The sequence below is a fragment of the Devosia sp. Soil_C_22 genome, assembly GCF_057657195.1.
Window position 1 is genome coordinate 16,037 of the sequence record NZ_JBDGIY010000003.1, and the last position, 23,719, is coordinate 39,755.

The following is a 23,719-nucleotide window of genomic DNA, read 5'->3' on the forward strand; positions in this document are numbered from 1 at the left end:
CCCGGAGGCGGCCGTCTGACATCGGCGGCGCCAAGCCTTAGGACAGCACGCCGATTACGGCTTCGATGCGCTTCTTCATGGTCGAGGCATCGAACGGCTTGATGATGTAGTTGTTGACGCCCGAGGAGATGGCTTCCTTCACCTGCTCCTTGTCGGAGCGGCCGGTAGCCATGATGAAGGGCATAGACTGCGTCTTCGGGTGCTTGCGGATGACGCGCAGCAGCGTCAGCCCGTCAATGTCTTCCATGTTCCAGTCGGAGATGATCAGGTCGACCGGGCTCTTTTCCAGCTTGCCGAGCGCATCGCGGCCGGATTTGGCCTCGATGACGTTGGTAAAGCCCAGCTGGTTGAGAATATACTTGCAGATGCCGCGCATCGACTGCTGGTCATCCACAATCATGACATTGATTGCACTTGCCTTCGGCATGGTACGCTGAACGCCTTCTAGCTGCCCGAAATACGCCCGGGTTGCGTATGCCGAAAACCTAGGCACATTCCGTTACCAAACCTTCAATCCAAAGCCGCGTTATGCTGCGGATTTGAGCCGGGTGAGCGCCGCCGCGAGCCGCGCCGCAATGGCTTCCACCGGGGCCTGGTCGATCACCGCGCCTTCCTCGAACGCGACGCGCGGCATGCCGTAGACCAGCGCCGAAGCCTGACTCTGGCCGACCGTATAGGCGCCGGCATCGCGCATCAGCTTCAGCCCGCGCGCGCCGTCGCGCCCCATACCGGTGAGGATGGCGCCGACCGCCATCGGACCGACGCACCGGGCGACGGATTCGAACAGTACATCGACGCTGGGACGGTGACCGGAGGTCAGCTCGTCCTGGGTCACGCGGCACTTGAGCTGGCCCGAGCTGCGCTCGACCCGCAGATGGTGGTCGCCGCGCGCCACATAGGCGTGTCCGGGCAGCAGCGGCAGGCGATCCTCGGCTTCGCGGACCGTAAGCTCGGTCAGCTCGTCGAGCCGGCCGGCAAAGCGCGAGGTAAAGCCCGCCGGCATGTGCTGAGCGATGACGATGGGCGGACAATCGGCAGGCATCTGGCTGAGCACGACACGGATCGCCTCGACCCCGCCGGTGGAGGCGCCGATGGCAATGAGCGCGCCCGCTGGCGCGGCGGCGGTGCGCACCGGCACCTGTGCGGCGGGAGCCCGCAGGGCGCGGCCCTTGACGTCTGAATTGGCGGCGGCCCGTACCTTCTGGCGCAGGTTCTCGCCGAACGCTTCGAGCCCGCCCGAGAGCGTCGCATTTGGCTTGGCCACGAAATCGACGGCACCCAGCTCGAGCGCCAGCAGCGTCTCGCTCGCGCCCTTGGTGGTGAGGGTCGAGACCATCACCACGGGCAGCGGATGCAGCCGCATCAGCTTGTCGAGGAACTGGAGCCCGTTCATGTTGGGCATCTCGATATCGAGCGTAACGACGTCCGGATTGAGGTCCTTGACCTTGGCGCGCGCCTCGATCGGGTCCTCGGCGACACCGACCACCGCGATGTCGCCGTCGCGGCCCAATGTGCGCGCCAGCACCTCGCGAATGAGGGCGGAATCATCGACCACCAGCACCCTGATGCTCATGCTGCGTTCCTTGCCTTTTGCGGCGCACGCGCCCGGTAGATGGTCTTGCCGACCAGCTTGAAGCTGGCCCCGCCGGCACCGAGGTTTTCCGAGTGCCCGATATAGAGAAAGCCCTCGGGCGCGAGCATGCCGCCCAGCCGGCCGAACAGCTCGCCCTGGGTCTGCTTGTCGAAATAGATCGCGACGTTCCGGCAGAAGATGGCGTCGAACGGCCCCTTCATCGGCCACGGGCTGGCGATGAGGTTCAGCGGCTTGAACGAGACGATCTCGCGTGCCGCGAGCGGGACGCGGATCTGGCCCGGACCGGCCGGCTCGAACAGCGCGGCGCGATCGGGGGTCAGCCCGTTGAGCTCGTTCTCGGGATAGACGCCGGCCTCGGCCTTGGCGATGACATTGGTGTCGATATCGGTGGCAAGGATGCGGAAATCCCAGCGTTTGAGTTCGGGAAAAGCCGAGAGCAGGCTGAGCGCAATGGTGTAGGCCTCCTGCCCCGTGGAGCAACCCGCCGACCAGATGCGCAGCCGCGGCCGGAGCCCGGCCGAGCGCGAGCCGCGCCGCATCAGGTCGCCGACATAGGTTTGCAGGTGCGTGAAATGGTGATCCTCGCGCCAGAAGCGCGTGAGGTTGGTGGTGAGCGCGTTGACGAAATCCTGCGCATCGGCGGGACTGCCCTGCCGTTCGAGAAAATCGAGGTAATCGTCGAAGGAACCGAGCTCCAGCGCCCGCACCAGCTTGCCGAGCCGCGAAACCACCAGGGTACGCTTGGCGTCGGACAGCGAGATACCGGCCTGCCTGTAGACGCGGGCTTTCACCCGGCTGAACTCGCGTTCGCTTAGGGCAAACTCGCCCTGCTCCATGTCGCCCCCAAAAGGCCCGTTCTAGGCCTGACGCCGGCGCGCCGGCAGCTGCAATGCCCGTGCCGCCTCGGAACCGACGGCCGCGACGCTGCCATCGAGCCGGGCGATGGCTCCGCTGCCTTCGTCCAGTGCGCCTGCGATCATGTCGGTCTCATTGCTTAGATTCTCTAAATGGCGACCGAGCCCGGAGAGAATTTTGTTGAGCCCTTCGGCTTCCGCGAGCGAGGCGCCGGCCTGGGTGCGGGAACTGCCGACCAGCGTGCGGATTTCGCGTGCTGCCTGCTGCGTCGCCTGCGCCAAGGTGCGCACTTCGCTGGCGACCACGGCGAAGCCTGCGCCTTTCTCGCCTGCCCGCGCGGCTTCGACTGCCGCATTGAGGGCGAGGAGGTTGGTGCGAAAACTCACATCTTCGATGGCGTTGACCATCTTGTCGATCTGGACGGTCGAGGCCTCGAGCCCGCCGACCGTGCTGCTGGTGCGCTGCAGCGCCAGCGCCGCATCGGTCGCCATGGCGACGGCCTGCCGCTCCAGCACCCGCACGGATGCGGTCTTGCCGCGTCCCTTCTCGATGGCGCTCGAGGCAGCGCTGAGACCGGCGCGGCTCTGGTCGGCGAGCTCGGCGAGGCTGGTGACGCTGGCGCGGTAGCGATCGATGGCGCGCAGGATCGCCTCCATCTTGGCCTCGAGATGCTCCCGCGCCGCCAGCGCTTCGTTGCGCTCATCGATGATGATCGAGAGGTCGGTGGCGAACTGCCTGAGCTCGGGCCCGAGTCCTTCCGCGCCCCTCAGCAGCAGCGCATCGACGTCCTCGCCGCGCAGCAATTGCCCGATGGCGTGCACGCTATGGTCGAAGGTTTCGAGCGCGCCGCCCAGCGCCTTCAGCGCCGGTGAGTGCCGCATGCCCCAGTCGTCGAAGCGGAAACCAGTGCGGCCGTTGCTGAGCGCGGTGACGAAGGCCTCGAAATCGTCGTCGTCGATGTGATGACCGGAGGGGCTGAACTCGAGCACGGCGCGGCCGCCGCCGACCTCGCGCCGCTCGCTGACATAACGCCGCCCGGCGATGGTGACGATGCTTTCCTCGGCCATGTCGTCGAGCAGCACCGAGCCGCCCAACACGTCGATGATCAGGCCGCCCTCTTCCGCCGCCGGCTCGACGGCGATGAGCCCGCTACTGGCGCCGAGGATCTCGCCGCTGGTGCCGACCAGCGCCACCGGCTGGCGCAGGCTCGTGAAGGCCGCCTTGAAATTATAGGCGCGATCGAGCCGGGCAACGAGGCTCTGCACGATCGCCTCGATGTTGACGGCCGCACCGTGCGGTACGCCGACGGCCTCGCCGATCGTGGCAAGGCGTGCCTGCTCGCGGCGATCGGCGTTGCGGCCGATGATGAGGGTGGCGACGATGGCCGCAATCGCGGCTGCGGCACCGATCGCCAGCGCTGTGGCGAGCCCGAATAGCAGCGCGCTTGCCACAGCAATGCCCACTGCGACAAGCCAGCATGAATTGACGAAGAGTGCCAAGCGCAAGCGCTGCACGAATCACCGAGCCCCGGCGGGCCTCCCCAGGCCCGTCGTCCGACCCTAGGTCCGGAATGGTTAATCAAATCTATACTTGCCAGCCGTCGGGTAAGGTCTCGGTAATGCCGTGGCGGCTAGAAGAGCTCGATGTCGTCGACTATTTGCCGGGCCGCAACACTGCGGCGGCTTGCGGCCACGGCCAGTTCTTCACGCGCAATGGAGGCATTGGCGGCGTTATCCAGCCGCTTGACGAAGGCACGCCCCGAGTGCGGCTTGAACATCACGCGCCGCGCATAGGAGCCGCCCAGGTCTTCCTTGCTGAGCGCATAGCCTTCATTGGCGAGGAACTCGCGCACGAACTCGATATTCTTCATACCGATATCGTCGAGTGCGCCGTTGATCTTGCCACCGCCAAACACCTTGATCTCGAGATTGGCCTTCTTGCCGGTGCCCCGGGTGAGCACCTTGTTGATCAGCTGCTCCATGGCGAAGGCGCCATAGCGGGCCGAGGCCCCGTAGCGATCCTGCGCGGAGGCGGACTGCTCGGCGAGCAGGAAATGGTTCATGCCGCCGACATTGGCGACGCGATCGCGGACGCAGGCTGAAACGCAGCTGCCGAGCACGGTGGCGAAGGTGAGGCCCGCATCCGCCGATACGAGACAATCCCCCTGGTGCACCGTGGTCACTGCGCCCCGGTCGAATTCGGGTGGCAGCGAATTCGGAAACACCATGGCACGAAAACCCGGATAACTTGGTGATGTCATCGTTATCGTCAAATCGTTAGTGAAGCGCTAACCAAGAGCGCCACCCCCTGTGGCCGACGGTTCAGCTCTAAGGACCGATTCAGATATAGCCGCTAGCTTGAGGCTGTTATTCGGGGTTCGGTTCCAATGGCACTGCAGCGGCTCGCGCGCGAGCTTGACGAAACGGCGCGCCAGACGGCGGCGATGGTCGATGGCGTTGCCGAAGCCCTGACGCTGCTCACCGACAAGAGCCTCGATGCCGACGAGGCCCGCGCCCAAGCCGCCCGCATCATCGTGCATGCGCTGCAGGGACAGGACCGCATCGAGCAGCGTTGCCGCAACATGGCGCTCGCCGTGCGCCAGTTCGAGCTGCTGCCGCCCAACACGCCGAGTCATGTCTACGACGAGATCTGGTCGAACCTGGTGCTCGACGAGCTCCGCGTGCCGGCCCTCTCGGGCAGTGCCGCCTACGGCACGCACGGCGAAGTCGAGCTGTTCTAGGCGGAACGTCGTCAGGAAAAGTCGCAGACTTTTCCTGTTCGACGGCGCGACCATCAAACCCTAGACGACCTTGTTCCGCTGCCGGAACTCCCGCCGGTCCCAGCCGCGCGTGGCGAGGATGTCGCCCAGGATCGCGGCAGCCTCTGCCACATCGGCAAAGCGCAGATAGAGCGGCGTCAGGCCGAAGCGCAGGATGTCGGGTTCGCGGAAATCGCCGATGACGCCACGCGCGATCAGCGCCTGCATCACCGCATAGGCTTGCGGATGACGCAGCGATACCTGCGTGCCGCGCCTTGAGGGATCGCTCGGCGTCAGGAGTTCGAGCTCCGGCGCAAGGCGGGCGACCTCACCGGTGAAGAGCTCGAACAGCCGGTCGGCCTTGGCGCGCACGGCCGCGAGATCGACACCGTCGAAGGCGTCGAGCGCCGCATCCAGCGCCGACATGGAGAGGATCGGCGGGGTGCCGACGCGCATGGCCGCGATCCCCTCGGCCGGCCGGTAGGTCTCGGCGAAGCTGAACGGGGCGGCATGGCCGAGCCAGCCGGTGAGAGGCTGGCGGAGCCCGGCGAGATGGCGCGGCGCGGCATAGACGAAGGCGGGAGCGCCCGGACCGCCGTTCAGATATTTGTAGCCGCAGCCCACCGCGAAGTCCGTCTCCGCTCCAGCCAGGTCGACCGGGAAGGCCCCGGCTGAATGCGCCAGGTCCCATACCGTCAGCGCGCCGACATTATGCGCCGCCGCGGTGAGTACGGGCATATCGAGGCGGGCGCCGGTGCGGTAATTCACCTCGGTGAGCATTAGCACGGCAACGTCGTCGGTCAGCGCCGCCGCCAGTTCTTCGGCCTCGACCAGCCTGAGTTCGTGCCCCTGTCCGAGCAGATCGGCGACGCCGGCCGCGATATAGGCGTCGGTCGGGAAGTTGCGCTTTTCCGACAGGATGACCCGCCGATCGGGCCGCAGGCGCAGGGCGGTGACCAGCGCCTTGAACAGGTTGATCGAGGTGGAATCCGCCACCGTGACCGTGCCGGGCGCGGCGCCGATCAGCCGCGCTATGCGGTCTCCGAGCCGACCGGGCAGGTCGATCCAGTCATGCGTGTTCCAGCTGCGGATGAGCCCGTCGCCCCATTGCGTCGCCACCACCTCGGCCATGCGCAACGGCACGGCTTTCGGCAACGCGCCCAGCGAATTGCCGTCGAGATAGATCACGCCGTCGGGCAGCGCGAACTGGTCGCGGCGCGAGGCGAGCGGGTCTACGGCGTCGAGCACGGCTGGATCGGTCATCGCATCGCTCTAGCCGGTGGCCCGGAAAAGCGAAAGGCCGCTGCAGCGGGCAGCGGCCTTCGATCATTCGGCGTGGGCGCGATCAGTTGGCGCGCTTGCCGTCCTTGTCGAACAGGTGGACCACCGACATGTCGGGCTTCACCTTGATCTTGGTGCCGGGCGCCACGTTGACGCGCTCGCGGAAGATGCCGGTGATGGTCTGCGAACCGAGGCGGCCCACGACCTGCGTTTCCGAGCCGGTCGGCTCGAGCACGACGACCTCGATGTCGATGCCGTCGTCGGCGAGGTGCAGGTGCTCGGGACGGATGCCGTAGGTCGTGGCGTTGGCCGGCGGGTTCACGGCCGGCAGCGCAATCCCGTCCTTGGTGGTGAACACGCCGTTCTGCACCGAACCTTCGATGAAGTTCATCGACGGCGAACCGATGAAGCCCGCGACGAACAGGTTGTTCGGGCGATCGTAGAGATCGAGCGGCGAGCCCATCTGCTCGATGACGCCGTCGCGCATGACCACGATCTTGTCGGCCATGGTCATGGCTTCGACCTGGTCGTGGGTCACGTAGATGGTGGTGGTCTTGAGCCGCTGGTGCAGTTCCTTGATCTCGGAGCGCATCTGCACGCGCAGCTTGGCATCAAGGTTGGACAGCGGCTCGTCGAACAGGAAGACCTGCGGATCGCGCACGATGGCGCGGCCCATAGCGACGCGCTGGCGCTGACCGCCCGAGAGCTGGCGCGGCTGGCGGTCGAGCAGCTTCTCGAGGCCAAGGATCTGAGCGGCGCGGTCGACCTTCTGCTTGATCTCGGTCTTGGGCACGCCCTTGAGCTTGAGCGAGAAGCCCATGTTCTGCGCCACCGTCATGTGCGGGTAGAGCGCGTAGTTCTGGAACACCATCGCGATGTCGCGTTCCTTGGGCGGCAGGTCGTTGACGACGCGCGGCCCGATCGAGATCTCGCCCGAGGTGATTTCCTCGAGGCCGGCGATCATGCGCAGCAGCGTGGACTTGCCGCAGCCCGACGGGCCGACCATCACGACGAACTCGCCGTCCTCGATGTCGAACGACACGCCCTTCAGCGCTTCGAAGCTGCCGTAGTGCTTGCCGGCCTTGTTGATGTTGACGCTCGCCATGAGCTCCCCTTCCCTGTTGCGGATCGTCCGCTTGGTATGCGCAACATCCGGGCGAGCGACGGGAGCGTCAAGGCAGGAACGGCAGACCTACTACTAAAGTCTATGCAAAGACATATACTTTCGTATTAGCTCTTGGCGTGACAGCTGCGCCGATGCATCCGCCGCCACGGGCGCCGGAGGTTTGCGGCATCCGCTCACCTTCCCGCAGCCGTTCCTTGCGACCCGTCCCGCGCGGGGAAGTGGGTGGAAGATAAGGTGGGGTGGAGGGGGCGGGGATAAGATTGTGGCGCGCCGGTGCCCTCCAGGACCCCCTCTCTTGCGAAAACTAAGGACTTAGCTGCGCTAAGATCCAAGTTTTCGCTTTCTCCCCCGCCTAGGGGGAGAAGATCACCGCATGCATCGGCGTGTGTGAAACGCACCCTCTCCCCCTTGGCGGGGGAGACGCGAGACTTACGAGCGTAGCGAGTTAGTCGCAGCAGAGAGGGGGGCGGGAGGCATCGAGCGTGCCACCGGGTGGGAGGCGTACGGGACAACCAAGCGCGCCGGCTTCGGGCCTTTGGCCGGCCCCTCCACCAGCTTCGCTGGTCCCCCCTCCCCCGCCCGCGGGGGAGGATCACGGAGAGGCCCGTGCCTGGGCCTAGTGCGCTGCCGGTCCGATCAGCCGTGAACGGATGGCGTTCGAAATGTTGTCGAAGACGAACACGACCAAGAGGATCAGCAGGACCATGTAGGCGACCTTGTCCCAGTCCTGGTTGGTGCCCATGGCTTCCAGCAACTTGAGGCCGATGCCGCCGGCGCCGACCGCGCCGATGACCGTGGCTGAGCGCGTATTGCTTTCCCAAAAATACAGCGATTGCGAGATGAAGACCGGCAGCACCTGGGGCACGACCCCGTAGCGGTTGACCGTCGCCGGCGAGGCGCCGACGGACTTCACCCCCTCGCGCTGCCTGTCGTCGACATTCTCGAGCGCTTCGGAATAGACCTTTCCGAGCGCACCGGCGTCGGTGAAGAAGATCGCCGCGATGCCGGGGATCGGTCCGGGACCGAAGCCGCGGGTGAAGAACAGCGCCCAGATCAGCATGTCGATGGAGCGGATGAAGTCGAACAGTCGCTTCATCAGCCAGTTGGCCGGCCGGCTCTGCGTGATGTTGCGCGCCGCGATGAAGGCCAGTGGAAAGGCCACGAGCGTTGCCAGCAGCGTGCCGACGAAGGCCATCACCAGCGTCTGCAGCAGCTTGCTGAAGATGTCGCCATGCTGCCACGACCGGTTGCCGAGGAAATCGCGCAGCATGAGCTGGGCGTTCGACATCGCGGGGTCGAGCCGGTCCGAAGAGAAGGCGAGGCCGACCAGTTCGGTGAACGGCTTGTGCCAGAACACCGACTTGGGATCGAACAGGAAGTTGGCCCAGCCCATGAACCGGCGCTGCACGTAGACCTGCTTGTCGCGGATCTCGGCCTGCCCGGCAAAGCCGTAGTTCACGAGCACCTTCGCCCCGTCCTGCTCGATGGCGGCCGGCACGCCGGCCGGCGCCGTCACCATGCCCGGAACGATGGTGATCGGATGAGCCACTCCATCGACATAGGCGGTGACGAGCGTGGGGGTCACCTCGAGCCGGTTGCCGTCGCCATTATAGGTCACGGTGTACGAACCGTCGGCATTGGAGGTCAGCCAGTCGATCTCGGCGCCTTCGGCATATTGGCCGCGGCTCGACCATTGCGGGGTGACGCTGCCGTCGTCGCCGAAGCGCAGGCGCGGCTGGGCGCGCCAGCTGTACCAGTCCTGCACATAGATGGCGGCGCGGTCCCACTTGCCGTTCTCGAATGTCGGCCCGACGTTGAAGAAGACGAAGCAGAAGGCGAGATAGGCCAGCGTGGCGGCAGCCCCGATCAACAGGCCCCAGCGCTGCAGGAACGACCGCTTGAAGCTCTCGGGATACTGCGCGAGCAGACGGGCGCGCTCGTCGGCGCTGATTGACAGCTGGCTCATCAGGCGGCTCCCCGTCCGAGTTCGAACGCTGCCTTGCCCACCAGCCGCCGCCGCAGCCAGCCCGAAAACTGGTCGACGATGATGATGGTCACCAGCAGCAGGATGATGATGGCGTAGGTCTTGGCGGCATGGTCCCGGCCGATCGACAGGCGGAACGCCTCGCCGATGCCGCCGCCACCGACCGCGCCGATGATGGTGGAGGCACGCACGTTGATCTCGAGCCGCAGCAGCCCGTAGGAAACGAAGTTGGGCAGGACCTGCGGCAGCATGCCGTAGCGCACGCGCTCGAGCCAGGTACTGCCGACCGCCCGGAGCCCCTCGTCGGGCTTCATGTCGGCATTCTCGACCACTTCGAAGAACAGCTTTCCGAGCGCGCCGATGGTGTGCAGCGACACCGCGAAGATCGCGGCGATCGGGCCGATCGAGAGGACGGCGGTCAGCAGGCCCGCGATCACGATCTCGGGGAAGGCGCGCAGGATTTCCATGATCCGCCGCACGAAGAAGCGCACCACGCCGGCGCCGACGAGATTGGTGGCCGCGAAAAAGCACAGGCAGAACGCGATCGTGCCGCCGATGATGGTGGAGACGATCGCCACGTTCACCGTGATCATCAGCTGGTAAATGAAATGCGGAATGTAGAGCGTCTCGGTGATGTAGAGCCGCTCGGAGATGTAGTCGAACTTCTGCGAGCCATCCGCGTAGGGGCTCGGCAGGTCGAACATGGCGCGAAAGATCTCGAACGGATCGTTCGGCACGAAGTGCTGCAGGAAATCGAACATGTAGGGCAGGCGTTCAAAGAACTTGCCCGAGTTGGCCGCGTTGGCGAAGTTCAGCGAGGCGCCCAGCACGATGGCGAACACCACCAGCACGATCACGGTATAGAGGCGCCGGGTCCGCACCTGCGAGACATAGTGCCTGAAAACGGCTTCCGATTGCGGTCGAAGGTCATTGACCGTGTGGGCCATGCGCGGCGGCTCCTGCTTAAGAGAACGGCGGCACCCCGGGGGCGCCGCCGCAAAGATCACGGACGGAAGGGATCAGCCGCCGATCACCGACTTACGGGCGTCGATGATGGTCTGGTACATGGCCTGGTCGGCGTCGACGAAGTTGGTGTAGCCGCCGGCGGTGAAGGCATCGAAGCACTCGAAATCGGTCTCGGGCAGGGCCTTGAAGAAGGCGGTCACCTTCTCCTTCATATCGGCCGGCAGCTTGTTCGAGACCATCAGCGGGCCGTTCGGGATGATCGGCGACTGCCACACTTCGACGAGGTCGTCCATGTCGAGCATGCCCTTGTCGACCATGATGCGCAGGTTGCCCGAGGTGTAGCCCTCGGAGAACTCGCCCTGGCCCGATCCGAAGGTGGTGCCCACGTCCCAGGTGCCGTCGAGCACACCGAGAACCAGGTTCTCGTGACCGCCGCCGAAGCCGGTCTCAGCGTAGAATTCGGCGATCGGAGCGCCGATGTCGGCCGGGAGCGACACGTTCGGCACGAGGTAGCCCGAGGTCGAGTCCGGGTCGGCAAATCCGAGCTTCTTGCCCTTGGTCGAAGCGAGGTCGGTGATACCCGAGTCGGCACGGGCAACCATGATCGAGTGGTAGCCGGTCGAGCCGTCTTCCTGCTGGGTGGTCAGCACCGGGTCGACGGCTTCCGGATCCTGCAGGTAGATCGCGGCATAGGACGAGGCGCCCATGATGGCGATATCGATGGTACCGCCGAGCAGTCCCTGGATCACGCCGTTATAGTCGGGCGAGGGGAACAGCTGGACTTCCGACACGCCGGTCGCGGCCTTCAGCGGCTCGATGACGCACTCGGTACGACGCAGCTGGTCGGACTCGTTCTCGCCGCCGTCGAGGCCGATGCGGAGGGCGGTCACGTCCTGGGCGAAAGCCGCCGAGGACATGGTGACGGCGACGGAAGCCATCAGGACTTTGCGGATCGCGGACATGGAAGTCTCCTTTGGTGACGCGATTGGCTTTCCGCCGCCTGCCGGCCGCCGCGCGAGCAGGCGGCTGGCCGACAGGAGCGGAAACTCGAAAAACTGGTCAGTTGGGAAGGCTGGCCGGGGCCAGCGGAGCGTCCATGGCTCCGCGCGGCATGTCGGCGTGCTTCTTCTTCTTCTTGTGCGGAACGATGCTCTCGAGGCTGGTCGAGGTCATCTCCTCGGAGAAGGCCTCCTCGAGGCCGTCGGCGCCGTAGAGCTCGCGCGCGACCTCGGTAGTGAGCTCTTCCGGCGTGCCGTCGAACACCACCTTGCCCGCCGCCATGCCGATGATGCGCTCGCAATAGGCGCGCGCCGTATCGAGGGTGTGGAGGTTGGTGATGACGGTAATGCCCTGCTCCTCGTTGATCGCGGCCAGCGAGTCCATCACGATCTTGGCGTTGCGCGGATCGAGCGAGGCGATCGGCTCGTCGGCGAGGATCACCTTGGGTTCCTGCATCAGGGCGCGGGCGATGGCGACGCGCTGCTGCTGGCCGCCCGAAAGCGTCTGCGCCCATTGGCTGGCGGTCTGTGCGATGTCGAGCCGCTCGAGCGCCTTGAGCGCCATCAGCTGCTCCTGCTCGGAGAAGATCTGCAGCAGGTTGAGCACGGTGTTGCGGTGGTTGAGCCGGCCGAGCATCACGTTGGTGATGACGTCGAGGCGCGGCACGAGGTTGAACTGCTGGAAGATCATGGCGCAGTCGCGCTGCCAGTCGCGCAGCGCCTGCCCGCGCAGCGAAGACACCGGCACGCCGTTGAACTCGATCGTGCCTTCCGACACGTCGGCGAGACGGTTGATCATGCGCAGCAGGGTCGACTTGCCGGCGCCTGACCGGCCGATGATACCGACCATCTGGCCGGCGGGGATCTCCAGATTGACGCCCTCGACCGCGACCTTCGCGCCGAAGCGCCGCGTCACGTTGGAAATCTTCAGCATGCGGCCTGCACCCCGTTTGGCAACGGGAGCGACACCTAGAACCGCCACGCTACGTCAGCATGAAGGTTGGATGACGCTTGTGTGACGGTGGACAACCCATGCCGGTGCACGAGCTAACCGACTGATCTATCGTGATAGTTCAGAAAAATATCAGGAAGATCGCGACGGCCAGCACCACCGGAATCGATATCGCGGCGAGCAGAAGTGCACCGTCCCGGGTCGTTATCGCGAGCCCCAGCGCCCCGATGACCAGCCCGGCGGAGGTCGAGGCGCCCGGGAAGAACTCGAGCGGCGGCATCGTGGCGGCCACGAGAATGGCAGCCAGCGCCGCCAGCCGGGTGCCGATGCCATCTACCAAAAACGTCAGCCGCGGCTTGGTCAGTTTTCCAATGCGCAGCAGCCAGGGCCGCAGAAAATCGATGACCTTCTTCGACCGCTCGGGCGACAGGGACGCCACCCTGATCCGGCTCGGTAGCCAGATCGTGCGGGCTCCGGCAAGCAGCTGCGCCGCGACGATGACCACGGTGATCGCCGTCAGGGTCGGCAGGGTCGGGATCAGGCTCAGTGGCGACACGACAATCATCGCAGGAAAGAACAGCAGCGGCCCGGCGAAGCGCTTGCCCGCAATCTGCTGGATGGTGCTTACCGACACGCCTTCACCGGCATCGACCCGTTCGGCAATCCTGTCGACAAGCTCGGCGAGGGTCGGGTCGGGTTCGTCGGTCAATCAATGGTCCATCTGTGCGAGGGGCGCCTTCTTAGCGGCGTCCTCCGACTGACGGCAACGCAATTTTCCGAGCGGGACTGCGACGCGGAGCCGCGCGATCGCCGCCGCTACTCGTACTTTTCGAGGAAGGCTTCGATGCCGAGCGCGCGGAAATCGGGCAGCGCGGAGCGCAGTTGCTCGTGGCTCCAGTCCCACCAGGCGAGCGCAGTGAGGCGATCGGCGATGGCGTCGGGGAAGCGCTGGCGGATGGGTTTGGCGGGGACGCCGACGGCAATGGCGAAATCGGCGACGTCCTTGGTGACCACCGCATTGGAGCCGATGATGGCGCCGTTGCCGACCTTCACCCCGGGCATGATCACGGCGCCATGGCCGATCCAGGTGTCGTGGCCGATCTCGATCGAGTTGCTTTCGCGCCAGGCGAAGAACTCCGCATCATCCTCCTCGCCCTCGAAATACATGGCCGAGCGATAGGTGAAGTGGTGCAGCGAGGCGCGCTGCATCGGGTGCTTGGACGCATAGATGCGCACATTGGCGGCGATGTTGGCGAACTTGCCGATCGTTGCGTACGCGATCTGGGTGCCGCCGACGCAATAGGAATAGTCGTCCATCGTCGAGTTGTGGACGTGGCACTCGGCCCCGACCTCGGTGTATCTGCCGAGCTGGCTGTTCTTCACGCTGGCGGTAGCGTGGATGGAGGGGGTCTCCGACAGGCGCTTCATGCGGCTTTCCTTGCAGCAAACAGGGTGACGTCGACGGTGCGGTCGGCCACCTGGGCGCGGACTTCCTCGTCATGGAAGATACCGAGCAGGGCCACCCCTGCCCCCTTCTTTTCGGCGATCATCTCAACCACTACGGCGCGGTTGACCGCATCGAGCGAAGCGGTCGGCTCGTCGAGCAGCAGCACCGGGTGGTGGGTGATGAAGCCGCGCGCGATGTTCACGCGCTGCTGCTCGCCGCCCGAGAAGGTGGCAGGCGGCAGCGACCACAGCCGCTCCGGCAGGTTGACGCGGGCGAGCAGCGCCCGGGCCTTGTCGGTGGCTTCGTCACGCGAGACGCCGCGGCTGACCAGCGGCTCGGCCACGACATCGACGGTCGTGACGCGCGGCACGGTGCGGAGGAACTGGCTGACATAGCCGATGCTGTCGCGGCGCAATTCCAGCACGGTGCGGGGGGATGCGGTGGCGAGATCGACCGGCTGGCCGTGATGGATGAGGCTGATCGAGCCCTGATCGACGCCGTAATTGCCGTAGACCATCTTGAGGAGCGACGACTTGCCGGCGCCCGAGGGGCCGCCGAGCACGACGCACTCGCCGGCATTAACCTCGAAGGCCACGTCGGAGACAACCGGCAGCACGATGCCGTCGCGCAGGTGCATGGTGAAGGATTTCGCGACGTCGCGGACAGTGAGGAGGGGGGTCATCGAGTAGCTCCGAGTTAGTTGCCACAACCCCTCATCCGGCGCTGCGCGCCACCTTCTCCCCGACGGGGAGAAGAACACGCTGCGGCACGATCGGGGCACGTTGTTCCTCTCCCCGTCGGGGAGAGGGTGGATCGGCCAACGGCCGAGACGGGTGAGGGGTTGGAGGGCACAGCACCCACCGTCACACCTGCAGAATCGAGCTGACGAGCAGCTGGGTGTAGGGCTCGCGCGGATCGTCAAGGACGCGGTCGGTGAGGCCGTGCTCGATCACGTAGCCGTCCTTCATCACCATCATCCGGTGGCTGAGGAGGCGCGCCACGGCGAGATCGTGGGTGACGATGATGGCCGACAGCCCGAGATCGGAAACAAGGCCGCGGATCAGGTCGAGCAGGCGGGCCTGCACCGAGACGTCGAGGCCGCCGGTCGGCTCGTCCATGAACACGAGCCGCGGGTGGGTGACGAGGTTGCGGGCAATCTGCAGGCGCTGGCGCATGCCGCCGGAGAAGGCGCGCGGCTCATCGTCGACACGATCCTCGGCAATCTCGACGCGGCCCAGCCACTCGATCGCGGTCGAGCGGATATGGCCATAATGCCGGTCACCGACCGCCATCATGCGTTCGCCGACATTGGCGCCGGCCGAGACGGTCATGCGCAGGCCGTCGGCCGGGTTCTGGTGCACAAAGCCCCAGTCGGTGCGCATCAGGAAGCGGCGCTCGGCTTCGCTGAGGTCGTAGAGATTGCGCCAGACTTCGTCGCGCATTCGGTACTCGGCGACGCCGGAGCTCGGCTCGAGGCGCGTCGAGAGGATGTTGAGCAGCGTCGTCTTGCCCGAGCCGCTTTCGCCGACAATGGCCAGCACTTCGCCCGGCCAGAGCTCGAACGAGACATCGGCGCAGCCGAGGCGCGAGCCGTAGTACTTGGTGAGGTTGCTGACGCGCAGCAGCGGTTCGTTCATTTCAGCACTCCGCCATTGTGGGGCTCCCCTCCCCCTTGCGGGGAGGGGCGGGGGGTGGGGGTCCATCGGTGGCTCGCTGCACCACCCCCACCCTCGTTCCCTCCCCGCAAGGGGGAGGGAGGCGATGAGCCGCACGATCCGGGGAAGCTCATTCCGCCGCCTCCAATGCGTGGCCGGCGAGCTTGCCGCGATGGCCATGCGCGCGGCGATCCTCGCAATTGTCGGTGTCGGAACAGACGAACATGTGCCCGCCCTGGTCATCGAGGATGACCTCGTCGAGATAGACGCCGGTGGCGCCGCAGAGCGCGCACGGCTCCTCGAAATGCTGGATTTCGAACGGGTGGTCCTCGAAATCGAGGCTCACCACCTCGGTATAGGGCGGCACGGCGTAGATGCGCTTTTCGCGGCCGGCGCCGAACAGCTGCAGCGCCTCCGACATATGCATCTTGGGATTGTCGAATTTCGGCGTCGGCGAGGGATCCATCACGTAACGGCCCTCGACCTTGACCGGATAGGCGTAGGTCGTGGCGATGCGACCGTGCTTGGCGATATCCTCGTAGAGCTTGACGTGCATCAGCCCGTATTCTTCGAGCGCATGCATCTTGCGCGTCTCGGTTTCGCGCGGCTCAAGGAAGCGCAAGGGCTCGGGGATCGGTACCTGGTAGACCAGCACCTGGCCCTCGCCGAGCTTGGCTTCCGGGATGCGGTGGCGGGTCTGGATGATAGACGCTTCATGCGTATGCGTGGTCACCGCGACATTGGCCACCTTGGCGAAGAAGGCCCGGATCGACACGGCATTGGTGGTGTCGTCGGCGCCCTGGTCGATGACCTTGAGCACATCGGACGGCCCGATGATCGAGGCCGTGACCTGCACGCCGCCGGTGCCCCAGCCATAGGGCATGGGCATTTCGCGCGAGGCGAACGGCACCTGGTAGCCGGGAATGGCCACGGCCTTCAGGATGGCCCGCCGGATCATGCGTTTGGTCTGCTCGTCGAGATAGGCGAAATTGTAGGTCGCGATGTTCACTTGCGGTTCTCCTCGACACCTGTGTCCAGCCACGGCGTCATTCCCGCGAAAGCGGGAATCTCTGTTTGCGGAGCGGGAAGTAAGGAAACGGAGGTTCCCGCTTTCGCGGGAATGACCCGGTGCGGATGGAAAGTCATTCGGCGGCCTCCGAATAGGCTTCCGCCTCGTGCTCGGCGCGCATCTCGCGCAGCAGGCCGAGTTCACCCTGGAAATCGACATAGTGCGGCAGCTTGAGGTGCTCGACGAAGCCGGTCGACTGCACGTTGTCCGAGTGCGAGATGACGAATTCCTCGTCCTGCGCCGGGTGGTTCACATCCTCGCCCAGCTCGCGGGCACGGAGTGACCGGTCGCACAGCGACATCGCCATGGCCTTGCGCTCGGCCTGGCCGAACACCAGCCCGTAGCCGCGGGTGAACTGCGGCGGCACCTTGGCATTGCCCTTGAACTTGTTGACCATCTGGCACTCGGTGACGCGGATGCGGCCGAGCGAGACGGCAAAGCCGAGTTCGGGGACATCGAGTTCGACCTCGACTTCGCCGATGCGAATTTCGCCCACGAACGGGTGCGACCGGCCATAGCCGCGCTGGGTCGAGTACCCCAGCGCGAGGAGGAAGCCCTCGTCGCCGCGCGCCAGTGCCTGCAGCCGGCGGTCGCGGCTCAGCGGAAACTCCATGGCTTCGCGGGTGAGATCGCCTATCTCGTCCTGCACCTCGTTGACGTCGTCCTCGATCAGGCCCCGGTGGCCGAGGAGGTCGGTGACGCGCGGCGCCTGTTCCGGCTCGCTGTCGCGGGCCGCCGGACCCTCGACCTCGCCGCCTTCGGCGATGGCGGGATCGAGCAGGCGGTGCGTGTAGTCGAAGGTGGGGCCGAGCAGCTGGCCGCCCGGCAGATCCTTGAACGTCGCCGAGATGCGGCGCTCGATCTTCATTTCCGCTGTCTCGACCGGGCGCGAATAACCGAAGCGCGGCAGCGTGGTTCGATAGGCGCGGACGAGAAAGATGGCCTCGATCAGGTCGCCACGCGCCTGGATCAGTGCCAGCGCCGCCAGTTCCTTGTCGTAGAGCGAGCCCTCGCCCATGGCCCGATCGACCGCGAGGCCAAGCTGCTCGATGATCTGGTCGAGGCGCAGGGCCGGCACATTGCGGTCGCCGCGGCGACGGTCGGCAAGCAGGCGATGGGCATTGGCGATGGCGGCCTCGCCGCCCTTTACGGCAACATACATGCTCAGGCCTCCGAAATGCGGGTGGTGCGCGGCAGGCCGACAACCGTGCCGGCGCGGACGAGCAGCAGGTCGATGCCGCGCGGGAAGCGCTCGCGGTTCTCGGCCCATTGCGCGAGGAAATCGCCGGCGGGGAGCGGCAGCGCAGTGCTGAGTTGGTCCTTGATGCCGGGACCCTTGAGCGTGACGGCACGGGTAGCGGAGCCGGCGGCGAGCACGATGGTGGTCGAGCGGTCCGGATACTCGTCCGTCCCCTGCCCAAAGGTATCTAGCACCGGCAGCAGCGCGGCATCCGAGACCAGCGCGAACTGCGCTTCGGCCGGATTGGCGGTGATCGGCGCGCCGCAGTGGAAGGCGATCCAGCCGGTGACAGCCGGGTTGGCGGCGAGCGTGGGGTCGAGCCAGACCGGGGTGTCGTGATCGCACAGGGTCAGAGCCACGGCGCCGAGCTCGGGGGTGAGCGGGGCCGGCGGGGCCGCGTCCGATGCGATCGACTGCACGCTGCCCGGACGGGCGAGGCTATCCATGATGGCGCGGAACACGGACTGCGCGCCCAGCACCAGGTCGGCGAAACCGCCTTCGATGGTTTCCATCAATCCTCTCCCCGGACCATGGTGAAGAAATCGACTTTGGTGGCCGCCGTCTCGTCGCGACGTTGCTTGTCGGCATCGGCGAGGGCGGCGCGCAGCGGGGCCAGCACCTGCGCCTCGACATTGGCCGGGTCGCGCTGGAACAGTGCATCGAGCACCGCCGAGATGGTGGCCTTTTCGCCATCGCGACCGAGTGCATAGCTGTGCCCGACTTCGCCGGTCTCGAGCCGCACCGTGGCGCGGGTAACCGTCGCTTCGCCCAGGTTGAACGGGTTGCCGCCGCCACCGGCGCGGCCGCGGATCATCACCAGCCCGGTCTCGGGGCCGCGCACCTTGTGGAAGGCGGGCTTGTCGGCCCACTGGGACCAGATCTCGGCGAGGCGGGCGGGCGCGGCGTGGCTGAGGACCGCCATCGCCTCCTGCCGGGGATTTGCTGCAGCGTCCTGCATCGGGGCTTGCTCCAACTTGTATAGTGTACTAGACAAGTACATCCGTTTCGGCCCCTCTTACCCAGCCTCCATGAAGATGCAATGACAATCTTGAGCCGCACCGAAATCGAGCCCGCCGGTGGCGTCGCGCTATGGCGCCAGATCGCCGATGCGATCCGCCTCGACATTGTAGGCGGCAAACTGGAGAGCGGGGATAAGCTGGATGGCGAGTTGCCGCTGGCCGAGCGCTTCGGCGTCAACCGCCACACCGTACGGCGGGCGATCGCGGTGCTGGTCGAGGAAGGCGTGCTGCGCGCCGAGCATGGCCGCGGCACCTTCGTCGCCGAGGCGCGCCGGCTGAGCTACCCGGTAGGCCGGCGCACCCGCTTCGGCGAGAACATGGCGGGCCAGACGCGCGAGCGAAAGAGCGAACTGCTGGCAAGCCGCATCGAGCGCGCCACGGCCCGGCTGGCGCAGGCGCTGGCGGTGAGGCCGGGCACGCGGCTGATCCGCAATGAGAGCGTGTCCTACGCCGACGGTCGCCCGCTGGCGCGCGCCACGGGATGGTATCCCGAAGAGCGCTTCAAGGGCATCGATGCCGCCTATCGCGAGACCGGCTCGGTGACGGCGTCGTTGAAACGCTTCGGCGTCGAGGACTATTCGCGTGCTTCGACCCGTATCTCGGCGCGGCATGCGACCGCCGACGAGGCGCAACTGCTGAAGCTCGCGCCCGGCTCGATCGTGCTGGTGTCCGACGCGGTGGACGTGGACGCGGACGGCGTGCCGATCCACGCCATGCTGACGCGGTTCCCGGCGGATCGACTGGAGTTGGTGGTTTAGGGGCGGGCGGGCAAGCCGAAGCAGACAACCCCCTCCCATCCTCCCCCATGAAGGGGGAGGTGCCCCGCCGGTGCGTGAGGCACAATCGAAGCCAAAACCTCTACTCTTCACCTCCCCCTTTATGGGGGAGGCCGGGAGGGGGCCGTCTCTCGCGACCTTCTACCTCGGCAGCGCGATCCCGGCTTCAGCCAGCATGGCGTCCACATTCACCGTCTGCCCGGTGGCGATCGCCTGGTTGGCGGCGATGCCGGTGAGGATGGACCAGGCGCCTTCCTTCCAGGTGGAGGCGCGGTTGTAACGGTCGGCTTCCATGTGCTCGGGGTCGAACAGGTAGCCCAGCATCACCGGATCGGCGCCGCCATGGTCGCCGGAGCCGGCCCAGACATCGAGCTGCTGCGGGCGCTGGCCGTGGAGGTGGAGCGTGGTGGTCATGTTCTCCTCGGCCGACTTGTCGCGCACGCCGCCGAACACGCCGTGCACTTCGACGTGGCGATGCGTCAGCTCGCCCTTGGTGCCGTGGAACTTGATTTCGAGGCCTTCCCACGGGGAGTAGGCGCATAGCGTGTAGTTGAGCATCACGTCATTGGCGTAGCGCACCTGCACCTGCATGGTGTCTTCGATGGTGATGTCGTCGGCGAACACGCAGCGGTCGCGGAAATAGCCGTCGGCGTCCTCGGCCTCGAGATAGAGCTCGCGCAGCGGCAGGTCGGTCTCGAGGTCGAGCCGGTAGTCGCAACGCTCGAACACCGGGCAGTCGTGGCAGCGCTCGCCGTGGTCGGCAAGGCCCAGTTGGGCGGCCATTTCGGGGGTGTAGAACACCCGCTTGCCATTGGCGCTGACGGTTTTCGGGGTCGAGGCGACCCACCAGTTCATCAGGTCGAAATGGTGCGTGGACTTGTGGACGAGGAGCCCGCCGGACTTTTCCTTGTAGCGGTGCCAGCGGCGGAAATAATCGGCGCCATGCACGCGGTCGAGATACCAGCGGAAGTCGACCGCCTCGATCTCGCCGATCGCCCCGCTCATCAGCAGGTCCTTCAGCTGGGTGCGGGCCGGAGTGTAGCGGTAGTTGAAAGTAACTGTGACGTTCTTGCCGCTCGCCTGCTGCGCGTTGAGGATCTGGCGCAGCTTGTCGAGATCGACCGTCATCGGCTTTTCGGTCATCACGTGCCGGCCCTGTTTGAGCGCGGCGACGATATATTCGTGATGGAGATAGTCGGGCGTGGTGACGATCACCGTGTCGGGCTGCTGCTCGGCGATCATCCTGCCGAACTCGGCCGGCGCGTAAGTGGCGACGCCATTGCCCTTTTTCGGGACTTTGCCGGCCGACAGCGCCAGGCGCTTGTCGTTGCTGTCGCACAGCGCCACGAGCTCGTTGCCCGCGTCATAGGTCTCGGTGATGGCGCGGCGGAACATCTGGTGACGCCCGCCGGTCCCGACAATCGCATACTTCACTTGCGGTGATCCTCGTCCCGTTCGCGCCGGCTCCTCCGGCCAGGCTCGAGCAAAGCTAATTCACCGGCTGGTTACTTCGCAATACGCCCTTGGCGGTACGCCCATCAACTCTCCCACCCACTGGGTCATCCCCGCGAAGGCGGGGATCTCCGTTTGGCCGCGAGCCGCAAACAGAGGTTCCCGCTTTCGCGGGAATGACTCCGTGCTTGGGCACGCGCGGTGGTCAGTACGTCGCCCGTCCGCCCGACAGGTCGAACACCGAGGCGGTGGTGAAGCTGTTTTCCTTGCTGACCAGCCACGACACCATGTTGGCGGCTTCCTCGACCTCGAGGAAACGGCCCCGCGGGATGCGGCTCAGCATGTAGTCGATGAACTCGGGCTTGAGCTCGTCGAGGATGCGGGTCTTGGCAGTGGCCGGGGTGATGGCGTTGATGGCGATATCGTATTTCGCGCATTCCTTGCCGACCGCCTTGGTCATCGCAATGACGCCGCCCTTGGCCGCGGCATAGGCGGCGGCGTTCGGGTTGCCTTCCTTGCCGGCGATCGAGGCGATGTTGACGATGCGGCCATAGTTGCGGGCCTTCATGCCCGGTAGCACGGCGCGGTTGACGTAGAAGGCGCCATTGAGGTCGATGTCGATGACGCGGCGCCATTCGTCGAGATCGTACTCGTCGAGCGGGGCGTTCTTGCCGGCAATGCCGGCCGAGTGGACGAGGATATCGAGCTTGCCGAGATCGGCTTCGACCTTGGCCACGGCGGCGGTGACCGCATTATAGTCGGTGATGTTGACCGCCACGCTCGAAGCGGCAGCGCCGAGCTCGGCCGTTGCCTTGTCAAGCAGCTCGGCATTCATGTCCCACAGGCTGACCTTGGCGCCCGAGGCGACGAGGCGCCTGGCAATGGCAAAGCCGATGCCCTGGGCACCGCCGGTGATGACGGCAACCTGGCCGTTGAGATCGATCTGGTTCATGGGCTCCCCCGAAGGCTGATTTGTCTTACAAGTCGCTGTAGCAGCGTCCGCAGCCGCTCTCCATAGGAAAAGGGTTCTAGGGCGCGACCTGTTGCGCCGGCGCAGCGGAGCGGAACGGCACCGCCTCGAGCCCCAGTGTCGCCATCAGCTCGGCCGCGGCAGCCGACCCGGCGCGGTTGGCGCCGATGGTGGAGGCGGAGGGCCCATAGCCGGCAAGATGGATGCGCGGCTCCTTCACCACCTGAGTGGCGAGGCGGCCACCCATCAGGATACCGCCCGAGGGCTCCCGCAGCATCAGCGGGGCGAGGTGATCGAGCGAGGAACGAAAGCCCGTGCACCACAGGATCACGTCGGCGCGTTGCGCCGTGCCGTCGGCCCAGCGCACGCCTGTCGGCGTGATCTCGGTGAACATGGGCAGGCGCTTCAGCACGCCGCGCGCCTCCATCGCCTCGATCATTGGCGAGCGCGGCAGGCCGGTGACCGAGACCACCGAATTGGCCGGCAGGCCTGCGCGCACCCGGTCCTCGACCAGCTTTACCGCGGCGCGGCCATCCTCGGAGGTGAAGGGCGTGTTGCGCCACTGCGGCTCGCGCCGGGTCACCCAGGTGGTGGTGGTGACGAGCGAGATCTCGTTCAGCAGCTGCACGGCCGAGATGCCGCCGCCCACAATGATGACGTGCTGGCCGGCGAACTCGTCGGCTGACTTGTAATCGCGGGTGTGGAGCTGACGGCCCTTGAACAGCTCGCGGCCGGGATAGTCCGGAATGAACGGGGTTTCCCAGGTGCCGGTGGCGTTGATCAAGCCGCGGGCGGAAAACAGGCCGCGGTCGGTCTCGACGCGGAAGCGGTCGCCGCGCCGGGTGACGACCTGCACCTTGACCGGACGAAAGACATTGAGGCCGAAACGCTCCTCATAGGCGGCAAAGTAGCGGGGCACGGCGGTGGACGCCTTGACCGAGAGCGCCGAGGTGTCGACCGCCTCGGAGAACTCCATGCCGGGCAGGTCGTGCACGCGGTTGACGGTCGAGAGCGTCAGCGACGGCCAGCGATACTGCCAGGCGCCGCCCGGCTGCGGCGACTGATCGAGCACGATGAAGCCGCGGCCGGCCTCGAGCCCGCGCTGTTGCAGGTGATAGGCCGAGGACAACCCGGCCTGCCCCGCGCCGATGACGAGGATGTCGGTCTTGATGGCGACGCCAGCCGAGGGACTGGCGGGAGTGGGGGCGGCGGCGTCCATGGGGGGTCCTGGTCGATGCTCAAGAGAGGTAGGATGCCGGCCGGCGCGGCGCAACGGCCGCGGCCGGAGTGAACGGCAGACCAGCCATTCGTTCAGTTCTGGGCTGACCATCGATTTTTCTCCCTGCCTCCGCCGCTTCGCCCATGAGTCTGGGCCGCTATCGGCCGAGGAGGACAAGTCCGGGCAAGCCGCCGGATCGCGTGGGGTTGCGGCGATGGCGATCTTGGGCTGGTGGGGATGGCGACGTCGAACGGGCCAGCAGCCCTGACCTTCCGGCCATACGAAGATGAACCGGTCATTGACGTGACCTGAATGCGCAAACGGGGCATTGGCAGATCGGGGCAAGCATGCCATGCCG

24 protein-coding genes are annotated in these 23,719 nt (G+C 66.1%); 2 read left to right on the forward strand and 22 right to left on the reverse strand.

Going from position 1 to position 23,719, the window contains the following annotated elements:
* Window positions 1-37: 37 nt before the first annotated feature.
* The 5 genes from AC3A6I_RS20320 to AC3A6I_RS20340 all read right to left on the reverse strand — a co-directional run bounded on the left by AC3A6I_RS20320 (window position 38) and on the right by AC3A6I_RS20340 (window position 4,676).
* Window positions 38-400 carry a response regulator gene (locus AC3A6I_RS20320; protein ID WP_487545702.1) on the reverse strand — a complete coding sequence of 121 codons (363 nt, stop codon included), beginning with the start codon at window positions 398-400 and terminating at the stop codon, window positions 38-40.
* A 126-nt stretch (window positions 401-526) separates the two neighbouring features.
* Window positions 527-1,573, reverse strand: a complete 1,047-nt coding sequence (locus AC3A6I_RS20325) for a protein-glutamate methylesterase/protein-glutamine glutaminase (protein WP_487545703.1) — start codon at window positions 1,571-1,573, stop codon at window positions 527-529.
* Window positions 1,570-2,430, reverse strand: coding sequence for a CheR family methyltransferase (locus AC3A6I_RS20330; protein WP_487545704.1), 861 nt, complete (start codon window positions 2,428-2,430; stop codon window positions 1,570-1,572). The genes AC3A6I_RS20325 and AC3A6I_RS20330 overlap by 4 nt, the downstream gene beginning before the upstream one ends.
* 21 nt (window positions 2,431-2,451) lie before the next feature.
* The gene (locus AC3A6I_RS20335; protein ID WP_487545705.1) at window positions 2,452-3,900 is read right to left on the reverse strand and encodes a methyl-accepting chemotaxis protein; all 1,449 of its coding nucleotides are present in this window, start codon (window positions 3,898-3,900) and stop codon (window positions 2,452-2,454) included.
* 179 nt (window positions 3,901-4,079) lie between these two features.
* Window positions 4,080-4,676, reverse strand: a complete 597-nt coding sequence (locus tag AC3A6I_RS20340) for a chemoreceptor glutamine deamidase CheD (RefSeq protein WP_487545706.1) — start codon at window positions 4,674-4,676, stop codon at window positions 4,080-4,082.
* Window positions 4,677-4,835: 159 nt separating this feature from the next.
* On the opposite strand from AC3A6I_RS20340, the gene AC3A6I_RS20345 reads away from it, so the two are divergent.
* Window positions 4,836-5,189: a hypothetical protein gene (locus AC3A6I_RS20345; RefSeq protein WP_487545707.1), complete on the forward strand. Its 354-nt coding sequence runs from the start codon at window positions 4,836-4,838 to the stop codon at window positions 5,187-5,189.
* Window positions 5,190-5,249: 60 nt separating this feature from the next.
* Here AC3A6I_RS20345 and kynU read toward each other — a convergent pair whose 3' ends face one another.
* The 14 genes from kynU to phnG all read right to left on the reverse strand — a co-directional run bounded on the left by kynU (window position 5,250) and on the right by phnG (window position 18,898).
* On the reverse strand, window positions 5,250-6,470 hold the full coding sequence (gene kynU, locus AC3A6I_RS20350) for a kynureninase (RefSeq protein ID WP_487545708.1): 1,221 nt from the start codon (window positions 6,468-6,470) through the stop codon (window positions 5,250-5,252).
* Between the two features lie 82 nt (window positions 6,471-6,552).
* The gene (locus AC3A6I_RS20355) at window positions 6,553-7,593 is read right to left on the reverse strand and encodes an ABC transporter ATP-binding protein (RefSeq protein WP_487545709.1); all 1,041 of its coding nucleotides are present in this window, start codon (window positions 7,591-7,593) and stop codon (window positions 6,553-6,555) included.
* 637 nt (window positions 7,594-8,230) lie between these two features.
* Window positions 8,231-9,583 carry a phosphonate ABC transporter, permease protein PhnE gene (gene phnE / locus AC3A6I_RS20360; protein ID WP_487545817.1) on the reverse strand — a complete coding sequence of 451 codons (1,353 nt, stop codon included), beginning with the start codon at window positions 9,581-9,583 and terminating at the stop codon, window positions 8,231-8,233.
* A complete protein-coding gene (gene phnE, locus AC3A6I_RS20365; protein WP_487545710.1) occupies window positions 9,580-10,545 on the reverse strand; it encodes a phosphonate ABC transporter, permease protein PhnE in 966 nt (321 codons plus the stop codon). Before phnE (AC3A6I_RS20365) ends, phnE (AC3A6I_RS20360) begins: the two co-directional genes overlap by 4 nt.
* A gap of 72 nt (window positions 10,546-10,617) precedes the next feature.
* On the reverse strand, window positions 10,618-11,526 hold the full coding sequence (gene phnD / locus AC3A6I_RS20370) for a phosphonate ABC transporter substrate-binding protein (RefSeq protein ID WP_487545711.1): 909 nt from the start codon (window positions 11,524-11,526) through the stop codon (window positions 10,618-10,620).
* A 97-nt stretch (window positions 11,527-11,623) separates the two neighbouring features.
* Complete coding sequence (phnC, locus tag AC3A6I_RS20375; RefSeq protein ID WP_487545712.1) at window positions 11,624-12,496, reverse strand: phosphonate ABC transporter ATP-binding protein; 873 nt, start codon at window positions 12,494-12,496, stop codon at window positions 11,624-11,626.
* A 139-nt stretch (window positions 12,497-12,635) separates the two neighbouring features.
* Window positions 12,636-13,223 carry an exopolysaccharide biosynthesis protein gene (locus AC3A6I_RS20380; RefSeq protein WP_487545713.1) on the reverse strand — a complete coding sequence of 196 codons (588 nt, stop codon included), beginning with the start codon at window positions 13,221-13,223 and terminating at the stop codon, window positions 12,636-12,638.
* A 107-nt stretch (window positions 13,224-13,330) separates the two neighbouring features.
* On the reverse strand, window positions 13,331-13,942 hold the full coding sequence (locus AC3A6I_RS20385; RefSeq protein ID WP_487545714.1) for an LbetaH domain-containing protein: 612 nt from the start codon (window positions 13,940-13,942) through the stop codon (window positions 13,331-13,333).
* Window positions 13,939-14,643, reverse strand: coding sequence for a phosphonate C-P lyase system protein PhnL (phnL, locus tag AC3A6I_RS20390; protein ID WP_487545715.1), 705 nt, complete (start codon window positions 14,641-14,643; stop codon window positions 13,939-13,941). Before phnL ends, AC3A6I_RS20385 begins: the two co-directional genes overlap by 4 nt.
* Window positions 14,644-14,824: 181 nt before the next feature.
* Window positions 14,825-15,598 (reverse strand): phosphonate C-P lyase system protein PhnK, encoded by a 774-nt coding sequence (phnK, locus tag AC3A6I_RS20395; protein WP_487545716.1) that lies wholly within the window; start codon window positions 15,596-15,598, stop codon window positions 14,825-14,827.
* Window positions 15,599-15,746: 148 nt separating this feature from the next.
* Window positions 15,747-16,625, reverse strand: a complete 879-nt coding sequence (locus AC3A6I_RS20400) for an alpha-D-ribose 1-methylphosphonate 5-phosphate C-P-lyase PhnJ (RefSeq protein ID WP_487545717.1) — start codon at window positions 16,623-16,625, stop codon at window positions 15,747-15,749.
* Between the two features lie 133 nt (window positions 16,626-16,758).
* Window positions 16,759-17,847 carry a carbon-phosphorus lyase complex subunit gene (locus AC3A6I_RS20405; RefSeq protein ID WP_487545718.1) on the reverse strand — a complete coding sequence of 363 codons (1,089 nt, stop codon included), beginning with the start codon at window positions 17,845-17,847 and terminating at the stop codon, window positions 16,759-16,761.
* 2 nt (window positions 17,848-17,849) lie between these two features.
* The gene (phnH, locus tag AC3A6I_RS20410) at window positions 17,850-18,437 is read right to left on the reverse strand and encodes a phosphonate C-P lyase system protein PhnH (RefSeq protein WP_487545719.1); all 588 of its coding nucleotides are present in this window, start codon (window positions 18,435-18,437) and stop codon (window positions 17,850-17,852) included.
* On the reverse strand, window positions 18,437-18,898 hold the full coding sequence (gene phnG / locus AC3A6I_RS20415) for a phosphonate C-P lyase system protein PhnG (protein WP_487545818.1): 462 nt from the start codon (window positions 18,896-18,898) through the stop codon (window positions 18,437-18,439). Before phnG ends, phnH begins: the two co-directional genes overlap by 1 nt.
* A gap of 66 nt (window positions 18,899-18,964) precedes the next feature.
* Here phnG and phnF point away from each other — a divergent pair, with 66 nt between their 5' ends.
* Window positions 18,965-19,702, forward strand: a complete 738-nt coding sequence (gene phnF / locus AC3A6I_RS20420; RefSeq protein ID WP_487545720.1) for a phosphonate metabolism transcriptional regulator PhnF — start codon at window positions 18,965-18,967, stop codon at window positions 19,700-19,702.
* A gap of 159 nt (window positions 19,703-19,861) precedes the next feature.
* Here phnF and AC3A6I_RS20425 read toward each other — a convergent pair whose 3' ends face one another.
* From AC3A6I_RS20425 to AC3A6I_RS20435, 3 genes are all read right to left on the reverse strand, one after another.
* The gene (locus AC3A6I_RS20425) at window positions 19,862-21,154 is read right to left on the reverse strand and encodes a Gfo/Idh/MocA family protein (RefSeq protein WP_487545721.1); all 1,293 of its coding nucleotides are present in this window, start codon (window positions 21,152-21,154) and stop codon (window positions 19,862-19,864) included.
* 223 nt (window positions 21,155-21,377) lie between these two features.
* Window positions 21,378-22,124 (reverse strand): SDR family NAD(P)-dependent oxidoreductase, encoded by a 747-nt coding sequence (locus tag AC3A6I_RS20430; protein ID WP_487545722.1) that lies wholly within the window; start codon window positions 22,122-22,124, stop codon window positions 21,378-21,380.
* Between the two features lie 76 nt (window positions 22,125-22,200).
* A complete protein-coding gene (locus AC3A6I_RS20435; protein ID WP_487545723.1) occupies window positions 22,201-23,361 on the reverse strand; it encodes an NAD(P)-binding domain-containing protein in 1,161 nt (386 codons plus the stop codon).
* Window positions 23,362-23,719: the final 358 nt, after the last annotated feature.